This is a genomic window from Pseudarthrobacter sp. TAF60_1 (assembly GCF_052113505.1).
Lineage (GTDB): Bacteria > Actinomycetota > Actinomycetes > Actinomycetales > Micrococcaceae > Arthrobacter.
This window is the reverse complement of sequence record NZ_JBFRDI010000019.1, coordinates 33126-58086: the sequence shown is the minus strand read 5'-3', so window position 1 is coordinate 58086 and position 24961 is coordinate 33126. Positions and strand designations below refer to the sequence as shown.

Genomic DNA, 24961 nt, shown 5'->3' with positions numbered 1-24961 from the left:
ACGCCGCAGGCGGATTACGCATGGTTCGCGCCACTACCATAAGCATGCTTATCATCCACTTGGCAAGCGCGCCTTCCCTTAGTGGCGGAAGGCCTCCTCTTCCCTCCCGAATTCCCCTCCGCCGAAAAGCCAGCCCTTGCAAAGTGGATGGCAAGTGTGCTTAGTATCGATTAGTAACCTTGCTTACTATTCGTTCCGAGCCGGCACTGCTGGCACTCTCGCCCGAGTGATCCATTGAGAACGTGATCCATCAAGAAAGAGAGCGACAATGACTGAGAACCAATGGCCCCAGACATCCCCGTCGACCCTCGACCAGTACGGCGAGCAGGCCCCGGCCATGCCTGCCGGAACGCCGAGTGGCTCCGCTTCAAAAACCGATGCGGCCAAGACAGAAGCTTCACAGGTGGCCAATCAGGCGGCTGGCGCGGCCCAGGACGTGGCACAAACCGCTAAGGCGGAGGCTGCCAATGTTGCCACCGAAGTAAAAACGAACGCCCGGGACCTCCTGCACCAGGCCAAGTCGGACCTCACCAGCCAAGCAGGCACACAGCAGCAGAAAGTGGCAGAGGGGATGCGCTCCATCTCCACGGAACTGCGTGCTATGGCGGATGCCTCCAATGAGCCTGGTGTGGCCTCGGATTTGGTGCGCCAGGCCGCCGATCGATCGCAGTCCGTGGCGTCGTGGCTTGACGGTCGGGACCCCGGATCCCTGTTGAACGAAGTCAAGTCCTTTGCCCGGCAGCGTCCCGGCACCTTCCTTCTCCTCGCTGCAGGCGCGGGCGTACTCGCAGGACGGCTGGGCCGTAGCCTGCAGGCCGGCGCCCCCGACTCGACCGGAACCACCCCCCGCCCGGCTGCGCAGCCGTCCGGCTACCCTGCGGCATATCCCTCCCCCGAACCGGCCGTAACGGCCGGTGTTGGTGAGCCGTTCTACGACGAATCAATCGCAGGCCGGACAGGTTTGACCGACGCCCCGTATGGCGAGCCCGCCTACAGTCAGCCAGCAAACGCTCAGCCGCCCTATGGCGAGCCAGCATTCGGTGAGCCGGCCTACGGTGAGCAAGCGCGGCCGGGAACGGTCGCGGATCCGTTCGCCGAAGGGGAAGGACGCCACCTGTGAGCAGCCAGATTCCGGAGCCTCCCCCCTCGGCGGCGCACGTGAAGGCGGATAACACCTCGTTGGGTGATCTGCTCGGTGAGGTCACGCGCGACCTCTCCACCCTGATGCGTCAGGAAGTCGAACTCGCCAAGGCCGAACTGAAGCAGTCCGCCACCAAAGCCGGCAAGGGCAGCGGCATGCTCGCCGGCGCCGGCATCGCCGGGCACTTCGTCCTGCTCTTCCTCTCAATCGCCCTCTGGTACGCCCTGGGCGAACTGATGGGACTCGGCTGGTCCGCCGTCGTCGTCGCCGTGCTCTGGGGCATCATCGCCGCCGTCCTGGCCTCCATCGGCCGGAAGGAACTCAAAGCGGTCAAGGGCCTGCCCCAGACCACCGAAACACTCTCAGAAATCCCCCCAACCCTGAAACCCGGTGAGGTAAAACGATGAGCGAGAACCCGGACGCAATCCGTTCAGACATTGAAGCAACCCGCGCCCGCCTGGGCACCAACGTKGACGCCGTGGCCGACAAAGTCACCCCGTCCAACATCGTCCACCGCCAAACCGACAAAGTCAGAGAAGCGGTGTTCGGAGTGAAGGAAAAAGTCATGGGMACCAACGACACCACMCCCGCCTACACCAACGCCTACACCGGCCAGCGCGCGGGCCAGGGACACAGTGCCGGGGATACCCTGCACAACGCCACCGACACCGTCTCGGCAAAATTCAGCGACGCAGGCCAGGCCATCGGCGACGCCCCGCACCAGGTCAAAGCCAAAACCCAGGGCAACCCCATGGCAGCAGGCCTGATCGCCTTCGGCGCCGGACTCCTGCTGTCCTCGCTGATCCCCGCCAGCGAAAAGGAACGCGAAGCAGCCGACGCCCTCAAGACCGCGGCCGAACCCATGACCACCGAGCTGACCGAGGCCGCCAAAGACATGGCCCAAGGCCTCAAGGAACCAGCCCGCGAAGCCATGGAAAACGTCAAGGCAACCGCCACCGACGCAGCCCAAAACGTCAAAGCCGAAGGCCAGGTAGCCGCCGCCGACGTCAAAGACCGCGCCACCGACGCCAAGGACAACGTCCAAAACACCTGATGCGGGCACCCGGCTCACGCCGGTTCCCCGCTTCAGTAAGCGACAAGACAGGCCGGTTCCGCCTCCCCGGTGGGACCGGCCCGTTCCTTGCCAACCCACATCCGAGAGGACACCCCATGGCCACTCAAGACGCCTCCGAAACCAGCACTGCCAAAGCTGGCCAGGCTCCAGCACCAGATGATTCCCGCAAACCAGACCGCCCTACAGATGTTACAAAGCCCTCCTGGAAGTTCATCGCCAAGAAGACACTCAGGGAGTTCTCGAAGGACCAGTGCCCCGACCTGGCCGCGGCACTTACCTACTACTCAGTGCTTTCGATCTTCCCGGCACTGTTGGCGCTGGTGTCCCTCCTCGGGATCTTCGGGGACCCGCAAAAGACCACCTCTGCCCTGCTCGACATCGTCCAGGGTTTTGCCCCCGGCCAGACCGTCGACACGATTCGCCCGGTGGTCCAGGACCTCGCCAGCTCCTCTGCCGCCGGCCTCACCTTCATCCTTGGCCTCCTCACCGCTATCTGGTCCGCCTCCGGCTACGTCGGTGCCTTTGGCCGGGCGATGAACAGGGTCTACGAGATCGATGAGGGCCGCGCGTTCGTGAAGCTGCGGGGCACCATGCTCGGCGTCACGGTCGTGAATTTGCTGATCGTCGTCGTCATCGCGGCGATGCTCGTGCTGAGCGGCCCTGTGGCGGAATCCGTCGGAAACCTGATCGGACTCGGCGGCGCCTTCCTGACCGTCTGGAACATCGCCAAGTGGCCAGTGATGCTGGCGCTGATCATCGTTGCGATCGCCATTCTCTACTACGCCACCCCGAACGTGAAGCAGCCGAAATTCCGCTGGATGAGCATGGGCTCGGCCATCGCCGTGGTGGTGTTCCTGCTGGCCTCGCTGGCCTTCGGCTTCTACGTGGCGTACTCCAACAGCTACAACAAGACCTACGGTGCAATCGGCGGTGTGATCGTCGCGTTGCTGTGGCTGTGGATCCTGAACATGTCCCTGCTTTTCGGAGCCGAGTTCGACGCCGAAACGGAGCGGGGACGGCAACTCCAGGCCGGGATTGAGGCTGAGGAAACCATCCAGCTGCCGCCGCGGGGGACCAAGAAGAGCGACAAACTGCAGAAGCAGGAAGAGGAAGACATCCGGCTCGGCCGCGAGCTGCGCGAGAAGTACAGCGCGGAGAACGGACAGGATGCAGACGGTCCCAGCGAGGACGGGGACTCGGGCCAGGACGGACCCGGGGTCCAGGCAGTAGGACGGCATCGCGACAGGGTCCGTGACAAAGTGCGTGACCGTGCCGCCGGAAACGACGCGGGCGAAAACACCACTGGGACCGGAAGCGGCCGGGGCTAGGCAGGACCCTCAAGATAGGAGAAAATTGTTTCTATAGATCCTTGTAAGTTTCCCGGCTGTCAGTGGTCCGGGGTTAAGCGGGGTCGGCGGCGAGGTGGCCTCTTCTGAGACCGAGGCCAGTCCCCCCAGTCGTCGTCGGCCCCCTGGATTGATGCGACCTCCCTCCCACGTAGCACCTGCATGTGATCCGGATCAGCCGTCCAGCGCGGTCAGCTGTTGAGCGCCGTCGCGGGATCCTGCGTGAGTGACAGCAGATAGGCGCCGAATCCCTGCGGTGCCCGGGCCTCGGTCCGGCCTGATGTCCTGACGCGGAGGGTGTCCGTGGACCATACGGCGGCCCCGTGCTGGCGAAGCCGCTCCACCAATGCCCGGTCCTCGTGCGAACGGAGCCGGGGAAACCCGCCCGCCAGCACGTAGGCGGAAGCCCGTACCCCTAAGTTGGCGCCGTGCACGTGGGCATGGTTTTCCCCCAAGCGGTGCCGGGCATGCCAGCGCCTCAGGAGCTCGCTTTCTGTCCCTTCCGGGTCGGGTTCCACGGTTCCCAGGACAGCGTCCGCCCCGCCGTCGGCCAGTTCCAGCTGGCGCAGCAGCCAATGCTCGGGAACACAGGAATCGGCGTCGGTATTGGCCAGCCAGAGTTGCGGCGAAGCGTACGGCAGGCCCTGTTCGTGGCTGGCCAGCAGGGCGGCGCGGTTACCTGCGCGCCGGCTTCCCCCCACGCTGCGGAACCGTACCTGCAAAGGACTGAAGCGGCGGTCCACCGCGGCCAGGTGTGCTGCAAATGCCGCGGAACCATCGGTACAGCTATCCAGCGCCAGGAGGACTGAAACGGCGGTGTCCGGCCGCTGGGCCTGCAAGGCGTTGGCAGCAGTACGTACGGCACCAAGGGCCCTTGGTAGGAGCTGTTCCTCGTTATGGACCGGAATCACCACGGCTACTTGGCGGATGCGCTCCATGTCACGTCCCCAACGCGCCGGGATCGCCGGGCGCCACCAGGGTTTCCAGCACAAAATCGCGTTCCTGGTACAGCCCTGCGGTGGGCCAGCGCAGCAGGTTTCTGGCCATCGTGTGCACCGAGTCGCCGTCGAGTTCCCACCCTGAAATGGGGTGCCGCCAGTGGCACAGCAGCAGCGTGCCGCCCGGGGCCATGGACGACTGGATCTGCTCCAGGAGCTGATTAAGCTCCGCTGGCGCAAGGTAATACCCCACTTCGGAGACCACTACCAGGTCGTAGCGGCCCTCGGGCCATTCAGCCGGCAGGGTCTGCTGGCGGGTGGTGACGCCGGGAAAGTGTGCAAGGCGCTGGGCGGCAAGTTTGAGGGCAGTGCTGCTAGCGTCAACGGCCAGGAGGCTGGCACACCTGCCGGCCAGCTCGGCGGTCAGGGTTCCGATTGAGCACCCGATCTCTAGTCCCGACTCGTAACTTTCCCGGGGCAGCAGGGCGAGCGTCAGGTTCCGCTTCCGGCGCTCGTACCAAAGGGTGGTGTAGTGCCACGGGTCCCCGGACTCCGAGTGCACTTCATCGAAGATCCGTTGCGCGTCCACGCTGGTGTGCGGCGCATAGGAAGCGGACTCCCTTCCGGCAGCGCCTCCGGGAGAGGTATGGTGCCAGGCGAACGTTTCAAAAGGGCGCCGGAAATGTTTGAGGAAGCCCTCACCAAGCAGCGCCTCGTCGCTGGCCCGCGCGGACAAGGGACGCGTCTGGCTGGTGTGCGCGCCCATGGCGGCTGTCTTGGTTGCCTGCTGTTCGGGGTCCAGGGGAAGCCGTGCCCAAGATCGCCAAGCGGGGTCTTCCGGCGAGGCCCACAACCAGTACCAGATGGGATATTCCAGCAGGGCGTGCCCGTCTTCGAGGGCGACTTGCGCGGCCGCGTGGCCGACGGCGTCATGGTCGGCGTGACCGTCCGCACGATACGGCGCCACAATTGCCAGCTGCTGCGGGTCGTCGTGGTGCCGGTTGATGGCCTCCCTCAGCTGCGCCGAGATTTCCGCTTTCTGTTCGGTGAGGCCGCCATCGGGCAGCCCAAGAAAACGCCAGTGCCCGGCCAGCCCCAGAATTTCCATCGCGGAGCCGAATTCCTCAAGCCGAACGGCTGCCAGCTGTTCGGGCGTCATGGTGGTGGAGTCCGGATGCGAGCGCTCGCCCGCGGTGCAGAGCAGCACGTCGACGTCGGCACCCAAGGAATGCAGCATCGACAGGAGGCCGCCCGCGCCGAGGGTTTCATCATCCGGGTGGGCGGCCAGCACCACGAACCGCATGGTGCCGAGCTCCTGCGGTCCGAGTGGCAGCTCAGCCAAAGCCGGCAGCCCGCTTGCAGCCCAGTCCTTTTCGTCCGTGCCCCGGTCCGTATGCGAGAAGGTCACCACGGGCCATCCCCGGCGAGCGTCAGTTTTCCCAACTGGGCGTCGTCCCGCATGGCATGGTGCTGGCGCACATACAGTGCCAGGTCGGCCATTCGCTTGGCATAGGGTTCGTCGAACGCGAGCGGGCCGGGCCCGCTGTTTGTGCTGACCAAGGAGAGCACGCGTTCGACGGCGGCAGCTACAGTCCCCCGCACGCGCAGCGCTTCGCCCCACGCACTGCCGCCGGCCTCCTGGGTGTCGACGCCGCCGTCGATCCACTCAGCCACGCGGCCCAGATACCGGAGGGTGGACGTCAAAATCCGGTCCGCCTCCCCCAGCGCAGCGAGCGCGATCTGGTCAGGTTCCCTTCCTCTCCCGGCAGCGGCAATCAGGGATTCCCGGTAGCCCCTGGCCACGGCCACCGCTCCGCCCAGCCAGCAGGCGGCCACTCCCATGCCACCCCAGGCAAAACCGGGGCGGCTGAAGTACCAGTCATCCCCGCCCACCGGAACTGCCGGCACCTGGCTGAAATGGACCGTGCCGCTGGGGATCTCCCGCAGGCCCCGCGCCACCCACACTGGCTCCTCGCACGCCACGCCCGGGTGCCGAAGATCCACGGCAAAGGCGGCCCGTCCCCCGGTTTCGGTGTGGGCGGTGATGATGGCGCGGTCCAACAGCGGCGCCAATGAGCACCACGGTTTGGCGCCGCTCAGCTGGACGCCAGCGCCGTCGGCCCTTGCCTCGAGGCGGGAACCGGGACCTTCGGCCGCGAAGACTCCCCAGAGACCGCCGCGCTCATTTTGGGGATGGCCGGCTTGGGCCAGGATGGCCTGCGCATCCAGGTGGGGCTCGAAGATACGGCCCGCGGCCACATCCACGCTGGCGACCGAAGCCAGCAATTCCCAAAGAAGGCCCGTCTGGCCACCGCCCGGCTTCGGCCAACTGCTTCCGGCTTCTCCGGCCAAGGCCAGGAGCGCGGGGACGTCGCCGGCCGCGGAGGATACGGCGTGGAGCAGGGCGCCATTCTGGGCAAGGTCCGTTTCAGCCGAGACCAGCCGGACAGATCTGGGAAAGCTGCGCTGCTCGGTCACTCCCCCGGCCTGGCCGCCCAGGACTATTTCTCCGCCGGTTCAGTCACGGCCGCCGAGGGTGCCATGGTTTCGGCGTTGACCATCCAGGCCAGCTGTTCGAGCCGTTCGATGGCGGCGTGGAGCAGGTCCGCGCTGGTGGGGTCCTCATCGTCCACCTCGTCGTGGACATCCCGCATGGTCTTGACCGTCCGTTCCAGCCTGGCGGTAACCAGCTTGACGGCGTCCTTCGTCGAAATCAGCCCGCCCGGCAACTGCTCCAGGCGGGTGTCGGCAGCCACCGTCTTACTTCGGCCGTCAGGGAGTGCGTGCAAGGCGCGCATGCGTTCCGCCGCCTGGTCAGCGAAAAGGCGCGCACTGGCGATGATCTCGTCGAGTTGCAGGTGGAGGTCGCGGAAGTTGGTGCCCACGATGTTCCAGTGAGCCTGTTTGCCCTGCACATGAAGTTCCACCAGGTCCGTGAGGACCGTCTGAAGGTTGCCGGCGAGGGTGGGTGACGCTTTCATCAAATTCCTCCACTGCAGGATGCCCGTTCCGGACCGGACTTCGGCCGGAGAATAATTCTAAGCATACTTAGGAAATGCTTGTCAGCGGACCCGCGCCAGTGCGAACCCGTCCCAGCCTTTGGACCCGACGGTTTGGAGCACGGTGGCATCCAGCTGCGGGTGCTTACCCAGCAGCTCCAGTGCACTGATGATCCCCGGGGCGTTGACGTCGTCGATGGACGGATCCAGGATTGCCCCCTCCCACACGGCGTTATCGAGCACAACGACGGTTCCAGGCCGGCCCAGGCGAACGGCCCAATCCAGGTAGCCGGCGTCGTGTTCCTTGTCCGCATCGATGAACACAAAATCAAAGGGCTCCTGGCCCTCGGAGTGCAGCGCCGCCAAGGTGTCCATCGCTGCGCCCACCCTGATCTCCACCTTGTGGCCAAGCCCGGCGGCCTCCACGTTGGCCCTGGCAATGTCAGCATGTTTGGTGAGGTATTCGCACGTGACCAGCCGGCCGCCGTCAGGAAGTCCCTTGGCCATCCAGATGCTGCTGAAGCCCGCCAGCGTACCGATCTCCAGCACCCGCCGGGCGCCGGAAATCTGCACCAGGAGTTTGAGGAACTTGCCGGCGTTGGGTGTCACTTCAATGGGTGGCATCCCGGCTTCGACGGCGGAGCTTACGGCCCGCAGCAACGCGTCGTCGGGATGCACAACAGTTTCCGTGAGGAAGTCTTCCACTGCCACCCAGCCTGGTTGGGTCTTGTGCTCAAACATGGCCACAGTCTGGCATGCAGCCACGCACGGGTCTAGGAACCGTCTGAAAGAGCCTTCTCGAGGCGCTCCACCTTGGCGCTGAGCTCACCCGTGTAGCCCGGGCGGATATCGGCCTTGATGACCAGGGAGACCCGGCTGCCGAACTGCCCCACGGCTTCGGTGGCGCGCTTGACCACATCGAACACCTCGTCCCAATCGCCCTCGATGGTGGTGAACATCGAGTCGGTCTGATGCGGCAGGCCCGAGTCCCTGACGATTTTCACCGCGGCCGCAACGGCGTCGTGGACTGATGCGTCGTGGGGGCGGGATCCCCCGGCAGGCGTACCGGACGGGGCAACTGAAAATGCAAGCAACATAGGCCAAGTCTGTCATGCAGCCGGACGCGGGAACCGGCTGGACGGCCCGGTGAACGTCACATAACCCCCTACCGTCCGGTAACCATGTTTGAGGCCTGCCGCGTTGCTAACCTGATCGAATGAGCATCGCCGCCGTCCGCAAGCCACTTCGCGCAGACGCTGCCCGGAACGTGGACAAGATCATCCTGGCCGCCCGCCAGTGTTTCCGCGAACACGGCCCCGACGTTCCCCTCCAAACCATCGCTGCGACGGCCGGAGTGGGACCTGCCACGCTGTTCAGGAACTTCGCCGACAAAGAGGAACTGGTCCTGGCCGCCCTCAACCGGCAACTCCGGGAGACGGTTGACCCCGTCATTGTGGAGGCCGTTGCAGGCATGGATGCCGCTGCTGGACTACTCCGCGTCATCGAGGCGATCATGGCCGCGGCCAGTGCAGATGCGAACCTCTTGGGGGCCGTGGCAGGACGCCGCGAACTCCTCACGGGAATCACGGGATCCCTGATGGAATCCATCGGCATCCTCCTGGTCCGGGGCCAGGGACAGGGCACCCTTCGCTCGGACATTTCCCTGACGGACATGTTCCGCTTGCTCGCCATGCTGATCGGCGTGGTGGACACCATGGAGCCCGGTTCCGATGCCTGGCGCCGCCCGGTGGCACTCATCGAGGACGCCATCAGGACTGAACGGACCGGGCGCCCCCTGCCTGCCTTCGTTCCGCTGCCCGCTTCGCAGCTCCAGGGTCCGCAGTTCGGCTGACGGGCAACCGGCATCTGCGCCCGCTTCGACACGCTGCGGCGCCTGCCGGCGACTGCCGGCATTGTGAGTCCCGGGCCGTTCGCCTAGACTCTAGATGGGTTACGCAGCCAGCCTCTGAACTACCAGAGGAGACAGAAATGCACCACGCTTTTGGCACTCAGCCGGAACTTGTGAGGTTGCCATGAACCACTCGAAGTTGTCCCAGGTCATCAGCGATCCGCGCGGCCCGGAGGAAGTCCTCCCCACGCTTGCTGCGGAAGAGCTCGCCGATCTGCTCGACGCCCTGTACCAGAACCTCGACACGCCAGCCCCGGACCTGGGCGCTCAGGTATGGTACGAGTTCGCCGTCGAAGAAAGCGCCCGCCGAACAGCGCCTCCCGAGGATGAGCAGACCGCGTAAGCGGCACTAACCTGGTCCGCGAAGAACCTTAGCCCTCAGACGCTCCCAAAGATTTGCCGGCTGAACGTGACCATTCACGTTCAGCCGGCGTCGCCTCTGGTCTCTCCTTCTTGCGGCCTTACCCCTCCAAGGCCCTGTCGGCCTCGTGATCCTCGTCCACCTGCTCCGTCTCGGGCAGTTCCCGAAACACTTCATGCGGATGGTGATGCGGGACGTGTTCCTTGGCTTCCCGCAGGTGCTGCTGCAGCTTCTCCTCGGCGTCACGGCGTCGCCGGGAGGTGTCCCGCAGCTCCCTGGTGGCTTCGGACGCGCTCTTGACATAGCTGGGCCGGGACTTCGGTTCTGAACCTCGTTGGTCGGCTCCGCCTTCAGCGTCCGGTCCCTGGTGCTCCGCCTGTTCGTTCATAATCTGGCTCCTCTCCGGCCGCAACTGCCAAGTCACAGCTAAACCTCGTCGGGCCGTCAGTCGTTCGACGATGCTTCCCTGTTGTTGAGCTCGGCCCGGACCGCAGCATGCAGTGCAGCCATGCCCGGTTCCCGAGTGACATCCAAGGCCAGTCTTATGCGTTCGGAGAGGATGTCAAGGTCCTCAGGCGGCAAGTCGGCGATGGACCGGAACCGGGTGAAGAAGCGCTTTACCGGCAGGCCAGCGCACCATCCGGCGGCCGTGCGGTGACGGGGCTTGCCTGGTCTGGTGCGGGCTACGTGCAGGTCTATTTCCATGGTCGGCGCTCTCACGAGAAATCCACGGCCTACTGCATAGCCAGGATCATGCTACAGCGGTTGTGCCGCCCACCACTAGGTTTGGCGCTCAGTTCCAGCCAATTAACCGGAGGAGGGCAGCGGTGGCAGCGCCGACGATGACCACCAGCAGGAACGGCGCCCGGAAGGCCAGCGCAACAGCGGCCGCGGCGAGGGCCCCCAACCGGGCGTCGGCGGCCAGGGACTGCCCGGAGGCCACTGTATTGACGATCGTCAGGGACGCAAGGAGGCCGATGGTCATGGTCCCGGCCACCCGGGACATCCGGGGGTCTTCCAGCAGCTTCGCGGGGACCAGGTAGCCCATCAGCTTCCACGCGTAGGCCAGGACGCACGCCACCAGCAGCCAGAACCATAGATTCATGAGCCTGCCTCCCGGGTTCTGCCGTGGCCGTGGTGCTCCTGGTAGGGATCCACATCCGGCTCAAGGCCCTCATCGCGGCGGCCGTGGCTGAACCAGCCGATTACCGCGGCCACCAGGGCTGCGATCAGGATGGGCACGCCGGCAGGAACGAAGGGCACGGCGAGGACGGTGGCCAACGCACACGCCACGGCGATCGCGGCCGGTTCGAACCCCTTAAGCCGGGGCCACAACAGGGCGAGGAAGGCGGCAACTGCGGCACCGTCAAGGCCCCACTGCTTCGGGTCTCCCAAGCCGCTGCCGGCGAGGGCTCCGACGGCTGTAAAGAGGTTCCAGAGCACGTAGATGCCAATGCCAGCGGTCCAGAACCCGCGCCGCTGCTCAGCAGGATCGGCCTGTCCTGTGCTGGTGGCTGTCGACTCGTCGATGGTGACCTGCGCGGCAACATACCGCCGCCATCCCCTCGGTTGCAGCAGGGCATTCAGTTGCATCCCGTAGATACCGTTTCGCATGCCCAAAAGCGTGGCTGCACTCATCGCGGCTATGCCTGACCCGCCCCCTGCCACGACTCCGATGAACGCGAACTGGGAACCACCACTGAACAGCAGCAGACTCAGCGCCATGGTTTGCCAGAAATCGAGGCCGGACGTGACGGACAGGGCGCCAAAGGAAATGCCGTAAAGGCCGGTGGCGATGCTGATGGACATGCCCACCCGGACGGCGGGCGACGCGAGAATCTTCACCGCCGCGGCCCGGCCGCGGCACCCCGCAGGCTCCAGGCCCACAGGATGAGCGGGAACTGAAGGGGAAGCCGGACAGTATGCGCCCTGCGCTGCCCCGGCGAGCCCATGGGGCCATAAGCGCGCCGGAGGGCATCCACGTGGCCGGCTAGGAACACAGAGAACATCCCTGCAAGGGCGGTCGCCGCCACCCGTCGCGTGGCCGGTATCAGGAGTACGACGGCGGCGCCCGCCTCGAGCAGCCCGCTCACCGCGATCCATTCCTCCCGGGTCATGACCGCCAAAGGCCGCGCGCCGCCGTCGTGCGTTTTCTTTACGCCGCGAGCGCTGTCCGCGCCAGCCGCCGGTGCCTCGCGGTGAGTGTCCGGAGCGTCGCGGCAGAGGTAGTCCGGGACCACCTGCGCGAAGAAGCGCGGCTCGCGGAAGTGCTTCATGGCACTGGTCAGCAGCAGCGCACTCATGGCTCCTGCGGAGATGGTTTGGACGCCCCGGCGGGACCAGCGAAATGGCATGGTTCCACTCAATCACAGCGGGACGTCGCGGCTAAAACCGGCTAGAACAGGGCCAGCGGCGGAAGGGCGGCGGCGGAGGTCAGGACGGCAGCGGGGCCTGTTGGCTGCTCGACTGGAGCTGCGCCAGCACCCTGGCCGGTTTGTTGGTGGTGATCTCGTGAATGCCCAGCCCCTGGCAGAGGGCCACGTCGCGTTCGGTGTCCACGGTCCAGACGCGGAAGCGGCGGCCGGATTCCAGCCAGCGCTGGACGGTCCGGGCATGCTCGCGGATGTACATGATTCCCGGCCCTGCGAGCCCCACCTCGCACTCGTCCAGGATCCGCTCGCCTTCGAGCTGGGCGGCCTTCATGACGTTGGCGACGGCGGTGCCCGCCAGGGTCCCCAGGCTCAGTTCGTCGCGGACTTCGTCGACGTCGATGTCGTCCACCAGCTGGCAGATGTGCTCCGCCGGGACCTTCTTCAGCAGGTGCTTCACCGAGTCCGGGCTGAAGCTCATGAAGGAGACGGTGATGTTGTCCAGGGTGGAGGTCTCGGCGTCCCACCCTTCACCTTGGAGCACCTCGAGCACCCGGTCCTCCAGTTTCAGCTGATAGGGGCTGGGGTGCTTGAGTTCTATGGCCAGTCCCATGGGCCGGCCGGCGCCGCGGAGGATGTCCAGGAGTTCCGGCAGGGTCAGGAACTGCGCTGAGCGGGCGCCGTATTTTTCCGGGATCCGGACGCCTTTCCAGGACGAAAAGTCCAGCTGCCGCAACTCGGCCAGTGTGCGGTCCGCCACCGGGCCGGTCCCGTCGGATGTGCGGTCCAGATTGGCGTCATGGAGCAGGATTGCGTGCTGGTCCCGGGTGAGGTGGACGTCGCACTCCACTCCGTCGGCGCCGTCGGCAATGGCTTGGAGGTAGGCGGCGCGGGTGTGTTCGGCAAATGCAGCGCTGGCACCCCGGTGGGCATAAACCAGCGGCCGGTCCGGAACAGACTCGTCAAATGTCATGAGGACACGCTAGCGGACCGGGCCCGCGCGGACGGGACTAGGCTGGGCACATGCAGGTGAACTCTGAGCCAACTACCCGGCAGTCCCCACCCCAGCCCCCGGGCACGGATCCGCTGACGGCGAAGACCAGGGCCGCCGTCGTCGGTCAGCAACTCAGCGCCGGCGACGCCGAAAAGGCGGCAGCGCTGCGGAAAATGAAGCTGGTGGCGCTGGGTCTGCTCATTGCCATGGCCCTTATTTTTGTTTTCGCGTTCGCGCTGCAGAAGGAGTATCCGTGGCTGCAGTACGTCCGGGCTGCGGCTGAGGGCGGCATGGTGGGCGCGCTGGCCGACTGGTTCGCCGTGACCGCGCTGTTCAAATACCCCATGGGCATCAAGATCCCGCACACCGCCATTATCCCGCGCCGCAAGGACCAGATCGGGGCGTCGCTGGGCGAGTTTGTGGAGACCAATTTCCTCTCCGAACAGGTGGTCCAGGAGAAGCTCGCGTCGGTGAACATCGCGGGGAAGGCCGGTGCGTGGCTGTCCGGTCCTGGCGGCGCCGAGCGGGTGGCCAAGGAAGGCGCCGCCGTCATTCGCGGCGCGTTCAAGGTATTGAACGACGACGACGTCCAGGCCGTGATCGAGTCCATGGTCCGCAAGCACCTGCTCACTCCGCCGTGGGGACCTCCCGTGGGCAGGCTTGCCGCCCGGATCTTCGCCGACGGCCACCACCACACCCTGGTGGACCTGTTGGTGGACCGGACGGTGGACTGGGTTCGGGACAACCATGACACTGTGAGCGGGCTGGTTTCGGACCGGTCCCCGCAGTGGGTACCGCACTTCGTGGACGGGCTCGTGGGCGACAAGGTGTACCTGGAAATCCTCAAGTTCACCAAGGCCGTGCAGACCGATCCGCAGCACCAGGTCCGGCAGTCCATCGACACGTACCTCACGTCCCTCGCCGAGGATCTGCAGCACGATCCCGTGATGATTGCCCGGGCCGAAGGCATCAAGGCACAGGTGCTGGGCGACCCCGAGGTCCGGGAACTGGCCTCCCGCACGTGGGGCACCATCAAGGCTGCGCTGCTAGGCGCCGTCGACGATCCGCACAGCGAGCTGACCGTCAAGTTCAAGGCCGCGGTGCACGACTTCGGCACCCGCCTGGTGGTTGACCCCGAACTGGCGGGCAAGGTCAACGCCTGGATCGGCGACGCCGCCGGCTACCTGGTGCGGACGTACCGCTCGGACATCGCCGGCGTCATCACCGATACCGTCGCGCGGTGGGACGCCGAGGAAACCTCCCAGAAGATCGAACTCCAAGTGGGCAAAGACCTGCAGTTCATCCGGATCAACGGCACCGTGGTGGGCTCCCTCGCCGGGCTGGCCATCTTCAGCGCGGCCCATCTGGTCTTCGGCTGACGCGGCCCTTTAAAGCAACGCGGGGTCACTAAACGCCCGATAAACGGCCTCGGAACAGCATTTAGTGACCCCGCGTTGGAGTTGGCGGACTGGGTCTAGGCGAAGGACTCCAGGTTCACACCGGCCGCCTCAAGCCCGGCCCGGACCGCGGCGGCCATCTCGACAGCACCGGGGGTATCGCCGTGGATGCACAGCGAATCAGGCCTGACCTGGACCACGGTTCCGTCCACGGCCACCACTTCGCCCTGCGTCGCGAGGCGCACTGCGCGCTCCACGATTGAACCGACGTCGTGCAGGACGGCACCGTCGTGCGAGCGGGGCACGAGGGTGCCGTCCCCCTGGTAGGCGCGGTCCACAAAGGCCTCCACAAAAACGGGGTGCCCGGCCTCCTTGGCCTGGACGAGGAGTTGCGAGCCCGGCAGGCCAAGGATCGGCAGGCCTGGGTCGTAGGCCTGAATGGCTGCCACGACGGCGGAGGCCTGCTCCTCGTCGTGCACCAGGCGGTTGTAGAGGGCGCCGTGCGGCTTGACGTAGTCCACGGAGGCACCCACCGCGTGCGCCACGCCGTCGAGGGCGCCCAGCTGGTACAGCACGTCGCCGAACAGCTCGTCGAAGGACATGTCCAGGGACCGGCGGCCAAAGCCGGCAAGGTCCCGGTAGCCTACATGCGCGCCCACGGTCACATCGAGTTCGAACGCCGCGCGGCAGCTGTCGAGCATGGTGACGGGATCACCCGCGTGGAAACCGCAGGCCACGTTGGCGCTGGTCACCAACGGGAACATCGCGGCGTCATCGCCCATGTTCCACGAGCCGAACGATTCGCCGAGGTCAGCGTTAAGATCCAAGGTTGTTGCCCTCCAGAATGTTGTTGGCCGGGGTCTTGCTGTCCGTGCTGTTGTTCTCAGCGGCTGCGGCCGAGGCTTTGAGCTCCCCCGGAATCGTATCCGGCATGGGGCCGAAAGCTTCCTTCGCGTTCGCTGCCACGGCCCGGCCCATCATGAGGTTGCCCGCACCTCCCACCACTGCGCCGATGCCGAAGGGCAGCGCCCGGCCGATCAGCGCCGAGCCCTGGCGCTTGAGCAGGTTCTTGAGGAAGGCCTTCTGGATCTTGTTCCGAATGGCACCGAAACCCGTGGGCATGGCCTTGGACAGTGCGTTTCCCCATGCCTGGGTTGGACTGCTTCCCTTTCCCATGGCCTGACCGCTCAGCGTTCCGAGCAAGGCAGTTCCCTCTTCGCCGAGCATGATGGCCATGACCATGGTGCTGGCCTTTTCAGGGTTGGTCAGGCGGATTCCGTGGAGTTCTGCCAGCGAGGTGGCGTAGAGGGCGGTGGCCTCAAGGAAGCCAACGGTAGCCGCGGCGGAAAGCCCCAGGGAGGCCACGGTTCCGACGCCGGGCACCACGGCAGTTGCCCCGACCACCGCGCCGCCGCCGGTTACAGCCCGCAGATAATCCCGCTCCAGGATTTCCGCGAGCTTCGCCGCGCTGGCGCGGGGATGTTTGCGCTGCAAACGCCGGACATAGGCGAGCACCAACGGCCGTTGGATTTCGACCGCCCTCAGGAGCATGTTGTGGACGCCGGGTTTCGGCTTGCCTTCGGCGTCGAACACCGCGTTGTGGGCGGTTTCCTGCGCGATTCGTACCGCGGGATTGCTGCGCTTGGCCATGGTCACCTCTGCTTCTGTAGTACGTCAGTCCGCCGGTGGCATTGGCTCCGGCCCTGGCTTAACACTAAGGGTGCTTAATACTACGGTTGCTGTCCGGCCGTTGGAGGTGCACCTCAGCCGACCGCGTGGACGATGGGAAGGCTCGCCGTCGGCGGTCCACTGGGGAAGACCGTGGGATCGGGGCACTCGAAAGGTTCCAGCGCCACCCGGACCGGCTCTGCCCCAATGCGGAGAACCTGGCCGCGGACATCCACGTCCAGCTGGCCGCCGCTTTGGACGGTGAGGGTGAGCGCACCGGCGTCGAGCTCCACCAGCAGCAGGCGGCCACGGATCTTCAGGTGGAAAGTCAGGGCGTCCCATTCAGCCGGAAGCCGCGGATCGAAGAACGGCATGTGGCCCTGGTCCCGAAGCCCGGCGAAGCCGCACACCAACGAACTCCAGACCCCGCCGGTGGACGCAATGTGCACGCCGTCGATGGTGTTGCCGTGGGTGTTATCGAGGTCGATGAAGGCCGCGTTGGTGAAGTGCTCCAACGCCGCTTCGGGATGCCCCACTTCGGCGGCCATGATGCCCTGCACGCAAGCGGACAGGGTGGAATCACCGGTGGTGATGGGGTCGTAGAAATCGAAGGCGCGGCGCTTTTCCTTGGCCGTAAAGTCCTGCCACTGCAGGAACATGGCCAGCACGGTGTCGGCCTGTTTCAGCACCTGGTGCCGGTAGATCACCAGCGGGTGGAAGTTCAGCAGCAGCGGGTATTTTGACCGGGGCGTGTTCCAGTCCCAGGGCTCCAGCGTCATGAAGTCGTTGTCCTGCGAATAGACCTGCAGGTCTTCATCGAAAGGCAGCTGCATCCGGTTGGCAGCCTGCACCCACAGCTGGCGTTCGGCGTCGTCGATGGCCGGGTGTTCCACGGCAGCGGCGGCCCTCAGGTTAAAGCGGGCCATGACGTTGGTGTACAGGTTGTCATTGACAACCGCCGTGTATTCGTCCGGGCCCGTGACGCCGTGGATGTGGAAGAGGCCGTCCTTGCCGAAGAAGCCCAGCGAGGCCCACATGCGGGCCGTTTCAATGAGCAGTTCGGCGCCCATGCCTTCGCGGAACGCTTCGTCCCCGGTGGCCCACATGTAGCGGCTGGTGGCAAAAGCGATGGCGGCTGCGATGTGGAACTGTGCCGTTCCGGCGGCATAGTAGGCGCTGGCTTCAAGGCCGTTAATGGTGCGCCAGGGGAAGAGTGCCCCGTCCACGCTGAGCTCCTTCGCCCTGATCTTGGCCACCGGAAGCATTTGGTGCCGGAATTCCAGAATCTGGCGGGCGGCGTCAGGGTTGGTGTAGGTGAGGTAGGGCAGGAGGTAGACCTCCTGGTCCCAGAAATAATGCCCGTCGTAGCCCGGGCCGGTGACACCCTTCGCCGGGATACCCGCGACGTCGGCCCGCGCCGTTGCCTGTGCCAGCTGGAACAGGTTCCAGCGGATGGCCTGCTGGAGTTGGGGCTGGCCGGCCACCACGATGTCGGACGTGGCCCAGTACTCGCGGTAATGCTCCCGGCTCTCACCGAAAATGTCCTCTACGGGCCGGAGCCCGGCTTCGGCTGTTTCCGCGGCGTCCCGCTCAGAGTCCTGTACGCCGGGGCCCGCGGCGTAGCTGACGCTCTTCTCGAGCCGGAACGGCTGGTGGGCCTGGACGGCCAGGACATAGCGGACACTGCTGTCATCCTCCCCGGCCACGGTCTCGAAGCACTGTTGACCGGTGGAGGTCCAGTGATCCACGGCAATCCCAACCCGTTGCCGGGACTCGGCCGCTTCCCAGGACAGCCGGAGCGAGCCATCTCCGCCGTCGGTCCGCAGCGGCAGCAGAACCCTGCCGGCGTGGCGGCCCGACCGGCGCGGGTCATGCTGGGAATGGTCTTCCACAGGCTGGTCCTGGCGGTTGATGACGGACGACGTGACGTCCGCGTAGATATCCCGGTCCGAGGCGACCTCCAGCGAGATGCCCAGGCTGCCGCGGGAGGCGAAGCCCACAGCGCGGCGCTCTGTGGTGGTCACGGTGGCACCGGACCGGCAGAGCCAGGTGATGCGGCATTCGTAGATGCCGGTGGCAAAGTCAACGGAGCGGCGGTAGTCCAGCACGTCCGACTCCGCGAGCGAGAGGTTTTCGCCGTCGATGATGACCGTGAAGTTGTTCGCATCCGGGATGTAGATGATCCGCTGCCCGGTCCGGGCGAAGCCGAACGCGTTCTCCGCATGCTTGATGTCCCAGATTTCATGCAGGCCGTTGATGAAGCTGCCCGGAAGTTCGGCATCCTGCGCCCCCCAGTGGGCTCCGCGAATGCCAAGGTGCCCATTACCCAGGGCAAAGAGCGTTTCCAAGGTGCCCGTATTGCCTGGTTGGTGGTGTGTTTCCACGAGCTGCCAGGGAGTGTCGGGGAACCGTTCACGGTCAGCGGTGATGAGAGCCATGGTGTTGCGATCCTTTTGGCGTGGTGCTGGTCTTGGTAGTGCGCGTTCGGGTGTTTTGCCCGGCCGGGGCCTGGTTAGAGGAGTTCCTGGAGGTCGTTGACCACGCGGGTGGCCCCGGCTTCGAGCAGGGTCTCCCGGCCGGCGCCCCTGTCGACGCCGATCACGGAGTGGAAGCCGCCTGCGTGTCCGGCCTGGACACCGGAGACCGCATCCTCAACCACCACGCATTCCTCGCTGGGCAGGCCGAGCAGCTGCGCCGCGTAGGTGTAGGTGGCCGGGCTCGGTTTGCCGGGGAGGCCCTCGGCCGCGGCCACCACCCCGTCAACAACTATTTCGAAATGCCCGTTCAGGCCTGCGGCCTTCAGGACGGCGGGGGCGTTCCGGGAGGAGGAGACGACGGCGACCTTCAGTCCGCGGGCCACGGCGGCTTCCAGGAAGCGCACGGAACCCGCAAAGGGTTCGACGCCGGCGCTAACGATGTCGTTGAACACCTGGTTCTTGCGGTTGCCGAGTTCCTGAACGGTCACCGGGGCGGAATCCCCGAACAATGAGTCTTCTTCGCCTTCCGGGAGCACTATGCCGCGGGACGCCAGGAAGTCCCGGACGCCGTCGAACCGCGGCTTGCCGTCGATATGGTCGAAGTAGTCTTCCTCGCGGTAGCCGGGCACGTCGGGCCGGGACGCCAGGTAGCCCTCGAAGAGCTCCTTCCATGCCTGTTCGTGAACGGTGGCCGTGGGCGTAAGCACGCCATCGAGGTCGAACAGGATCGCGGAAGCGCTGGTCCAGGCGGAGTTCCGGGTTTCTAGAACGTCAGTCATGCGCAGTGTCCTTTCAGACGGCGGGCAGCCATAGGGGGCGTAGCTCAGAAGGGCGGAAAATCAATAAGCAGGTCAACACTGGGGGGACTCCGCAAGTGGGCGGCGGTGCGCAAAGGCGGAGTGGGGAATCGCGGGCCACGGTGTCCGCTGGATCAGCAGGAGCGGCTCAAGCCATGGCGTAATTCATGGCGGGCCGGTGCGCTGCTGAAGTTCGTCTTCTTCCATGATGACATGCAGGGTTACAACCTGGCACGGCTGCCCGGCATGAATTTGCCCGGCACTGCGGAAATCCGAGGCTCAGCTGAGAACGTAGTGGCGGAGGAAGGCGCTGACGTCCACCATCTCGGTCTTGCTCATCGCGTGGCCCATGCCGGGATAAGTCCGGGCAGTCAGCTGGGTGTTTTTGTCCAGCCATTGAGCCGTGTACTCCGTTGCGTCCTCGTTGATCACCAGGTCCGCCTTGTCCCGCCCCCAGAAGAAGGGCGGCGGGGACTCAAAGGAGTCGGTGAGTGCGAGGAGTTCGTTCTCCAGCACAAACCCGGATAGCCCCACTGTCGCCTTGTAGGTGTCGGGGTGCAGGCGCAGGAGGGTACTGGCCATGGCCATGCCCTGCGAATAGCCCATGAGGCTCACGCTGCTGTGGCGGCCCTTGACCGAGCCGATCCAGGTATGGACGGCGTTGGTGGCGCTGATGACGTCCGCGAAATCGTTCGCCAGGAAGTAGTCCAGCAGGAACCACCCGTAATGGTCCCCGATCACCATGGGAGCCCGGAGTGCCGCACACGTGAATTCGGACGGGAGATATTCGAACAGCCGCACCATCCGGGACTCGTCCGTACCGTAGCCGTGCATCAGGACCAGCAGCGGCGTGCCGTCCCGCTCAGCTTCGGGCTTGGACCAAACAACTGTCTCCATCGGACCAGCCTAGCCATCCAGCACCCCGATAAGCTGCAGGCCGCTGAACAGCCATGACATCACCTCGGCGCGGGCTGGCAGTCATTGAATCGAGCAGGGCCGGGCTGTAGCGTAAGCACAGCATGCTTATCAGTTCGGCACCGCATGTACTCGAACAACAAGGAGCAAGTCATGAGAATCGGTTCCTCCATCTTCCTTATTGCCCTGGGTGCAATCCTGGCCTGGGCCGTCGCTCCAAACCTGATCCCTTTCGTCGATCAGGTTCTGATTGGGTACATCCTGATGGCCGTGGGTGTCATCGGACTGATCGCCTCGCTCATCCTGGCCTCGCCGGGACGTAGCCGCCGCGTCAGCGAAACCCGCTCGGTGGTCGATCCCAACACCGGCGAGCGCATCACCCGCAACGAAAGCCGCGACGGCGGACTCTAAGTCCCGGACCGAAGCGCATGAAACCCGCGAGCCGGGCTGGACCACCACGGTCCGGCCCGGCTTTTCGCTTTCCCGGATCAGGCAGGCCACCACATGGCCAGGCTCCCCCATCAACGCTCGCACCTTCCTCATTTCTGTGTTTTTTTGGTTTTCATTGACAAACCAACACAGACGAAGATAAAGTCAAGTAATTCAACATCACGTGATGCCAATCACAGGAATTTCAGCACTTTACGCAACGGAGGGTATGTGTTCGCCGAGGAGCGCCAGCAGCAGATTGCCGAGCTTGTTACCGGCACCGGCAGGGTCAGCGTGACCATGCTGGCCGAGCGCTTCCGCATCACCACCGAAACCATCCGCCGCGACCTCGCCACCCTCGAAACCGCCGGCACCGTACGCCGCGTCCATGGCGGCGCCGTGGCTGCGGACCGCTTCAGCACCTCCGAGGAAAGCATCAACGAACGGACCATTCAGAGGCCGGACCAGAAGCTCCGCATCGCTGAGGCCGCCCTGGCCCTGATCCCCCATGGGAAGTCGGGAAGCATCCTGCTCGACGCAGGGTCCACCACCGAAGCACTGGCCGACCTGCTCTCCCGGCGCCCCGCCGAGGTTTCACCCAACTCAGCGCCCGAACTCGTAGTCATTACCCACGCCGTCCCCATCGCTGCCAGGCTGGCCAGCGCGCCAGGAATCGCGCTCCAGATCCTGGGCGGCCGGGTGCGCGGCCTCACCCAGGCAGCCGTTGGGCAGGCCACCGTGGATGCCGCACAGCGGCTGCGCCCGGACATCGCCTTCATCGGCACCAACGGCATCAACGCAAGCTTTGGCCTCAGCACCCCCGATCCTGAAGAAGCCGCCGTCAAGGCAGCCTTCGTCCACTCGGCACGCCGCATCGTGGTGCTGGCCGACTCCTCCAAGCTGGACACGGAAACCCTGGTCCAGTTCGCCTCCCTGAAAGATCTGGACACCTTGATTACAGACAGCGAGCCCGGCCCGGAACTCACGGCCGCCCTGACCGACGCCGGCGTTGACGTGGTGATCGCATGATTGTCACCTTCACTGCCAACCCCAGCCTGGACCGCACGGTGGCCCTCCCCGGCCCGTTGGAACGCGGCGAAGTCCAGCGCGCGGTCTCCGTCAGCCAGGAATCGGGGGGCAAGGGCGTCAACGTGTCCCGGGCGCTGTGCGCCTCGGGCGTGCAGACAGTGGCTGTCCTTCCCGGCGCTGACAGCGATCCCGTCCTGGCCGGCCTGCGCCACGACGGCGTCCCCTTCGCCGCGCTCCCCATCGACGAGCCGCTGCGCACCAATGTTGCCCTCACCGAGCCGGGCGGCGTGACCACTAAAATCAACGAACCCGGGCCGGTGCTCAGCCAGGACGAGCAGGAAGCCCTGATCAGCCTGCTCCTGGAGCGCGCCCGCGGCGCCAGCTGGGTGATCCTGGCAGGCTCCCTGCCGCCCGGCTTCCCGGCCGACTTCTACGCCACGGTCACCCGGCGGCTGCGTCATGGCGCCGCTGATTCCGGGGCCGACGGCGGCGCCCCGCTGATCGCCGTCGACTCCTCCGGCGCTCCGCTCGCCGCCGCCGTCGCTGATGCGTCGGCGGACACCGTGTCCGGGAAACCGGACCTCTTGAAACCCAACGCCGAGGAACTGGCGGAACTGGCTGCAGCAGCCGGTCATGCCACGGCGTTAACCGCAGAGGAACTTGAAGCGGATCCGGAGGCCGCCGCAGCGGCCGCCGCCGCCGTCGTGCGTTCCGGTGTGGGTGCTGTACTGGCAACTCTCGGATCCAAGGGAGCAGTGCTGGTAACGGCCGACGGCGCGTGGTTGGCCACGCATCCGCCGGTCGCCGCGGTCAGTACGGTCGGTGCGGGCGATTCATCGCTGGCTGGCTATCTGCTCGCCCACGGCCTGGGCGCCGCCCCGGCCGATTGTCTCCGTCAGGCGGTGGCCCATGGTGCCGCCGCCGCCTCCCTGCCGGGCTCCACTGTCCCGGCAGTCCAACAAACCACCCCGGATGCCGTAACCATCACGGCCCTTCGAAAGGATTGACAGTGACTCAGCTCATCACCACCGAACTGGTCGAGCTCGACCAGAACCTGGGCACCTCGCCCGAGGACGTGATCCGGCATTTGGCCAGCAAAGTTGCTGCCACCGGCCGCGCGTCAGAAGTTGAAGGCCTCTTCGCCGACGCCTTCGCCCGTGAGCAGAAGACGGCCACCGGCATTCCCGGCGGCATTGCCATCCCGCACTGCCGCTCAGCAGCTGTACTGGAGCCCACCCTGGCCATGGCCCGCCTCAACCCCAAGGTGGACTTCGGCGCCAAGGACGGCCCCGCCGACCTGATCTTCTTCATTGCCGCCCCGGACGGCGCGGACCAGGAACACCTCAAACTCCTGTCCAAGCTGGCACGGTCATTGATCAAAAAGGACTTCACGGCTTCGCTGCGTGCGGCGTCCAGCCGTGAGGAAATCGTTTCGCTCGTGGATGGCGCGCTGGCCGATAAGCCTGCCACCCACGCTGCACCGGCTGATGTTGTGCCTGCGGTTGCGGGTGCTGCTTCCGGCGCCGCCGCCGCGGGCGCTACTGCGGTTACGCCAGGGTCATCTACCGGCGCCGCAGCAGGCCCAAGGCGCCTGGTAGCCGTGACGGCGTGCCCCACCGGCATTGCCCACACCTACATGGCTGCCGACTCGCTGGTTGCCGCCGCCCAGGAAATGGGCGTGGACCTCCAGGTGGAGACCCAGGGTTCGTCCGGCGCCAAGCCGCTTGACCCTGCCGTTATTGCTGCCGCCGAAGCCGTGATCTTCGCGGTGGATGTTGACGTCCGCGGCAAGGAACGCTTTGCCGGCAAGCCCGTCATCAACGCCCCGGTCAAGCGCGGCATCGACGAGCCCACCAAGATGGTCCAGGAAGCGCTCGCCGCTGCAAACGATCCGCATGCCCGCCGGGTGCCGCACTTTGGCGCCGAAGAGCAGGCCGAGCAGGCCGCGGCTGAGAAGGGCGAGCACATCGGCCAGAAGCTGAAGCGGGCGCTGCTCACCGGCGTCAGCTACATGATCCCGTTTGTGGCCGGCGGCGGCCTCCTGATCGCCCTGGGCTTCCTGCTGGGCGGCTACAACATCACCAGCGTCGCGGACAAGGTAGTGCTGGCGAACAACTTCGGCAACCTCCCCGAAGGCGGACTGGCCATCTACCTCGGCGCCGTCCTGTTCAAGATCGGCGCCCTGTCCATGGGCTTCCTGGTCCCCGCGCTGGCCGGCTACATCGCCTACGCCATCGCCGACCGGCCCGGCATCGCCCCCGGTTTCGTTGCCGGTGCGGTATCCGGGTTTATGGGTGCCGGCTTCCTCGGCGGCATCGTGGGCGGTCTGCTGGCCGGCTACATGGCCCACCTGATCGGGACCTGGCAGGTACCGCGCTGGCTGCGCGGCCTGATGCCCGTGGTGATCATCCCGCTCCTGGCTTCCATTTTCGCCTCCGGCCTGATGTTCCTGGTCCTCGGTGGCCCCATTGCCGGCATCACCACCGCACTGAACTCCTGGCTCACGGGCATGACCGGCGTTTCCGCTGTGGTCCTGGGAATCATCCTTGGGCTCATGATGTGCTTCGACCTCGGCGGCCCGGTTAACAAGGTTGCCTATGCCTTCGCTGTTGCCGGGCTCAGCGCCGGCAGCGCCACCAACCAGGCTCCGTGGCAGATCATGGCAACCGTCATGGCCGCCGGCATGGTGCCCCCGCTGGCCATGGCACTGGCCACCGTCCTGGACAAGAAGCTGTTCAGCCTGGCGGAGCGCGAAAACGGCAAGGCGGCCTGGCTGCTGGGCGCGTCCTTCATCTCCGAAGGCGCCATCCCGTTCGCCGCGGCCGACCCGCTGCGGGTCATCCCCGCCAGCATGGTGGGCGGCGCCGTCACGGGAGCCCTGTGCATGGCCACCGGCGTTACATCGCAGGCCCCCCACGGCGGTATCTTCGTGTTCTTCGCCATCGGAAACCTGGCGATGTTCGTGATCTCCATCGTGGCCGGAACCATCGTCAGCGCGCTGGCGGTCATCGCCCTCAAGCGCTGGGCCGTCCGCCAGCCGGAGCCCGCTGCTAGCGTGGAGTCCGTTCCCGCAACTGTCTGACCCCGCCTTACCACCACCGATTTCATGGCGCTGAA

The 24961-nt window shown here is 65.8% G+C and carries 28 protein-coding genes; 11 read left to right on the top strand and 17 right to left on the bottom strand.

Annotated features, from left to right (window positions below):
* Nucleotides 1–268 precede the first annotated feature (268 nt).
* From AB4Y73_RS18630 to AB4Y73_RS18615, 4 genes are all read left to right on the top strand, one after another.
* Entirely contained in the window at nucleotides 269–1120 is an 852-nt protein-coding gene (locus tag AB4Y73_RS18630) for a hypothetical protein (protein ID WP_441873829.1), read from the top strand.
* Nucleotides 1117–1548 carry a phage holin family protein gene (locus AB4Y73_RS18625; RefSeq protein ID WP_441873827.1) on the top strand — a complete coding sequence of 144 codons (432 nt, stop codon included), beginning with the start codon at nucleotides 1117–1119 and terminating at the stop codon, nucleotides 1546–1548. The genes AB4Y73_RS18630 and AB4Y73_RS18625 overlap by 4 nt, the downstream gene beginning before the upstream one ends.
* Nucleotides 1545–2195 (top strand): DUF3618 domain-containing protein, encoded by a 651-nt coding sequence (locus AB4Y73_RS18620; RefSeq protein ID WP_441873825.1) that lies wholly within the window; start codon nucleotides 1545–1547, stop codon nucleotides 2193–2195. Before AB4Y73_RS18625 ends, AB4Y73_RS18620 begins: the two co-directional genes overlap by 4 nt.
* 116 nt (nucleotides 2196–2311) lie before the next feature.
* Nucleotides 2312–3544 (top strand): YihY/virulence factor BrkB family protein, encoded by a 1233-nt coding sequence (locus AB4Y73_RS18615; protein ID WP_441873823.1) that lies wholly within the window; start codon nucleotides 2312–2314, stop codon nucleotides 3542–3544.
* 209 nt (nucleotides 3545–3753) lie between these two features.
* Here AB4Y73_RS18615 and AB4Y73_RS18610 read toward each other — a convergent pair whose 3' ends face one another.
* From AB4Y73_RS18610 to AB4Y73_RS18585, 6 genes are all read right to left on the bottom strand, one after another.
* Nucleotides 3754–4500: a glycosyltransferase gene (locus AB4Y73_RS18610; RefSeq protein WP_441873821.1), complete on the bottom strand. Its 747-nt coding sequence runs from the start codon at nucleotides 4498–4500 to the stop codon at nucleotides 3754–3756.
* A 1-nt stretch (nucleotide 4501) separates the two neighbouring features.
* A complete protein-coding gene (locus tag AB4Y73_RS18605; protein WP_441873819.1) occupies nucleotides 4502–5911 on the bottom strand; it encodes a PIG-L family deacetylase in 1410 nt (469 codons plus the stop codon).
* Nucleotides 5905–6978, bottom strand: coding sequence for a hypothetical protein (locus tag AB4Y73_RS18600; protein WP_441873817.1), 1074 nt, complete (start codon nucleotides 6976–6978; stop codon nucleotides 5905–5907). Before AB4Y73_RS18600 ends, AB4Y73_RS18605 begins: the two co-directional genes overlap by 7 nt.
* 23 nt (nucleotides 6979–7001) lie before the next feature.
* Nucleotides 7002–7481 (bottom strand): Dps family protein, encoded by a 480-nt coding sequence (locus AB4Y73_RS18595; RefSeq protein ID WP_441873815.1) that lies wholly within the window; start codon nucleotides 7479–7481, stop codon nucleotides 7002–7004.
* 81 nt (nucleotides 7482–7562) lie between these two features.
* Nucleotides 7563–8240 (bottom strand): O-methyltransferase, encoded by a 678-nt coding sequence (locus AB4Y73_RS18590; RefSeq protein WP_441873813.1) that lies wholly within the window; start codon nucleotides 8238–8240, stop codon nucleotides 7563–7565.
* Nucleotides 8241–8272: 32 nt separating this feature from the next.
* Nucleotides 8273–8596 (bottom strand): thiamine-binding protein, encoded by a 324-nt coding sequence (locus tag AB4Y73_RS18585; protein WP_441873811.1) that lies wholly within the window; start codon nucleotides 8594–8596, stop codon nucleotides 8273–8275.
* Between the two features lie 119 nt (nucleotides 8597–8715).
* Between AB4Y73_RS18585 and AB4Y73_RS18580 the strand changes: the two genes are divergently transcribed.
* Nucleotides 8716–9351, top strand: coding sequence for a TetR/AcrR family transcriptional regulator (locus tag AB4Y73_RS18580; protein ID WP_441873809.1), 636 nt, complete (start codon nucleotides 8716–8718; stop codon nucleotides 9349–9351).
* Nucleotides 9352–9532: 181 nt separating this feature from the next.
* Nucleotides 9533–9751 (top strand): hypothetical protein, encoded by a 219-nt coding sequence (locus AB4Y73_RS18575; RefSeq protein WP_441873807.1) that lies wholly within the window; start codon nucleotides 9533–9535, stop codon nucleotides 9749–9751.
* A 118-nt stretch (nucleotides 9752–9869) separates the two neighbouring features.
* Here the strand turns inward: AB4Y73_RS18575 and AB4Y73_RS18570 are convergent, their stop codons facing one another.
* From AB4Y73_RS18570 to AB4Y73_RS18545, 6 genes are all read right to left on the bottom strand, one after another.
* Nucleotides 9870–10157: a hypothetical protein gene (locus AB4Y73_RS18570; protein ID WP_441873804.1), complete on the bottom strand. Its 288-nt coding sequence runs from the start codon at nucleotides 10155–10157 to the stop codon at nucleotides 9870–9872.
* 56 nt (nucleotides 10158–10213) lie between these two features.
* Nucleotides 10214–10489 (bottom strand): hypothetical protein, encoded by a 276-nt coding sequence (locus AB4Y73_RS18565; RefSeq protein WP_441873802.1) that lies wholly within the window; start codon nucleotides 10487–10489, stop codon nucleotides 10214–10216.
* 73 nt (nucleotides 10490–10562) lie between these two features.
* Nucleotides 10563–10874, bottom strand: a complete 312-nt coding sequence (locus tag AB4Y73_RS18560) for an AzlD domain-containing protein (protein WP_441873800.1) — start codon at nucleotides 10872–10874, stop codon at nucleotides 10563–10565.
* On the bottom strand, nucleotides 10871–11614 hold the full coding sequence (locus AB4Y73_RS18555; RefSeq protein ID WP_441873798.1) for an AzlC family ABC transporter permease: 744 nt from the start codon (nucleotides 11612–11614) through the stop codon (nucleotides 10871–10873). The genes AB4Y73_RS18560 and AB4Y73_RS18555 overlap by 4 nt, the downstream gene beginning before the upstream one ends.
* Nucleotides 11611–12123, bottom strand: a complete 513-nt coding sequence (locus AB4Y73_RS18550) for a DoxX family protein (protein ID WP_441873796.1) — start codon at nucleotides 12121–12123, stop codon at nucleotides 11611–11613. Before AB4Y73_RS18550 ends, AB4Y73_RS18555 begins: the two co-directional genes overlap by 4 nt.
* A gap of 79 nt (nucleotides 12124–12202) precedes the next feature.
* Nucleotides 12203–13111 (bottom strand): glycerophosphodiester phosphodiesterase, encoded by a 909-nt coding sequence (locus AB4Y73_RS18545; RefSeq protein WP_441873794.1) that lies wholly within the window; start codon nucleotides 13109–13111, stop codon nucleotides 12203–12205.
* 50 nt (nucleotides 13112–13161) lie between these two features.
* Here AB4Y73_RS18545 and AB4Y73_RS18540 point away from each other — a divergent pair, with 50 nt between their 5' ends.
* Nucleotides 13162–14511, top strand: coding sequence for a DUF445 domain-containing protein (locus tag AB4Y73_RS18540; protein ID WP_441873792.1), 1350 nt, complete (start codon nucleotides 13162–13164; stop codon nucleotides 14509–14511).
* A 95-nt stretch (nucleotides 14512–14606) separates the two neighbouring features.
* On the opposite strand, the gene AB4Y73_RS18535 is transcribed toward AB4Y73_RS18540, so the two are convergent.
* The 5 genes from AB4Y73_RS18535 to AB4Y73_RS18515 all read right to left on the bottom strand — a co-directional run bounded on the left by AB4Y73_RS18535 (nucleotide 14607) and on the right by AB4Y73_RS18515 (nucleotide 20368).
* Complete coding sequence (locus tag AB4Y73_RS18535; protein WP_441873790.1) at nucleotides 14607–15356, bottom strand: LamB/YcsF family protein; 750 nt, start codon at nucleotides 15354–15356, stop codon at nucleotides 14607–14609.
* The gene (locus tag AB4Y73_RS18530) at nucleotides 15346–16179 is read right to left on the bottom strand and encodes a hypothetical protein (RefSeq protein WP_441873788.1); all 834 of its coding nucleotides are present in this window, start codon (nucleotides 16177–16179) and stop codon (nucleotides 15346–15348) included. The genes AB4Y73_RS18535 and AB4Y73_RS18530 overlap by 11 nt, the downstream gene beginning before the upstream one ends.
* A 113-nt stretch (nucleotides 16180–16292) precedes the next feature.
* Nucleotides 16293–18635, bottom strand: coding sequence for a glycoside hydrolase family 65 protein (locus AB4Y73_RS18525; protein WP_441873786.1), 2343 nt, complete (start codon nucleotides 18633–18635; stop codon nucleotides 16293–16295).
* A gap of 74 nt (nucleotides 18636–18709) precedes the next feature.
* Nucleotides 18710–19453: an HAD family hydrolase gene (locus tag AB4Y73_RS18520; RefSeq protein ID WP_441873784.1), complete on the bottom strand. Its 744-nt coding sequence runs from the start codon at nucleotides 19451–19453 to the stop codon at nucleotides 18710–18712.
* 297 nt (nucleotides 19454–19750) lie between these two features.
* The gene (locus AB4Y73_RS18515; protein ID WP_441873782.1) at nucleotides 19751–20368 is read right to left on the bottom strand and encodes an alpha/beta hydrolase; all 618 of its coding nucleotides are present in this window, start codon (nucleotides 20366–20368) and stop codon (nucleotides 19751–19753) included.
* Between the two features lie 171 nt (nucleotides 20369–20539).
* Here AB4Y73_RS18515 and AB4Y73_RS18510 point away from each other — a divergent pair, with 171 nt between their 5' ends.
* From AB4Y73_RS18510 to AB4Y73_RS18495, 4 genes are all read left to right on the top strand, one after another.
* On the top strand, nucleotides 20540–20797 hold the full coding sequence (locus tag AB4Y73_RS18510) for a DUF6458 family protein (protein WP_441873780.1): 258 nt from the start codon (nucleotides 20540–20542) through the stop codon (nucleotides 20795–20797).
* A gap of 249 nt (nucleotides 20798–21046) precedes the next feature.
* Complete coding sequence (locus tag AB4Y73_RS18505; RefSeq protein ID WP_441873778.1) at nucleotides 21047–21844, top strand: DeoR/GlpR family DNA-binding transcription regulator; 798 nt, start codon at nucleotides 21047–21049, stop codon at nucleotides 21842–21844.
* Nucleotides 21841–22851, top strand: a complete 1011-nt coding sequence (locus AB4Y73_RS18500; protein ID WP_441873776.1) for a 1-phosphofructokinase family hexose kinase — start codon at nucleotides 21841–21843, stop codon at nucleotides 22849–22851. Before AB4Y73_RS18505 ends, AB4Y73_RS18500 begins: the two co-directional genes overlap by 4 nt.
* A 2-nt stretch (nucleotides 22852–22853) precedes the next feature.
* The gene (locus AB4Y73_RS18495; protein WP_441873774.1) at nucleotides 22854–24926 is read left to right on the top strand and encodes a PTS fructose transporter subunit IIABC; all 2073 of its coding nucleotides are present in this window, start codon (nucleotides 22854–22856) and stop codon (nucleotides 24924–24926) included.
* The last annotated feature ends 35 nt before the right edge of the window (nucleotides 24927–24961 follow it).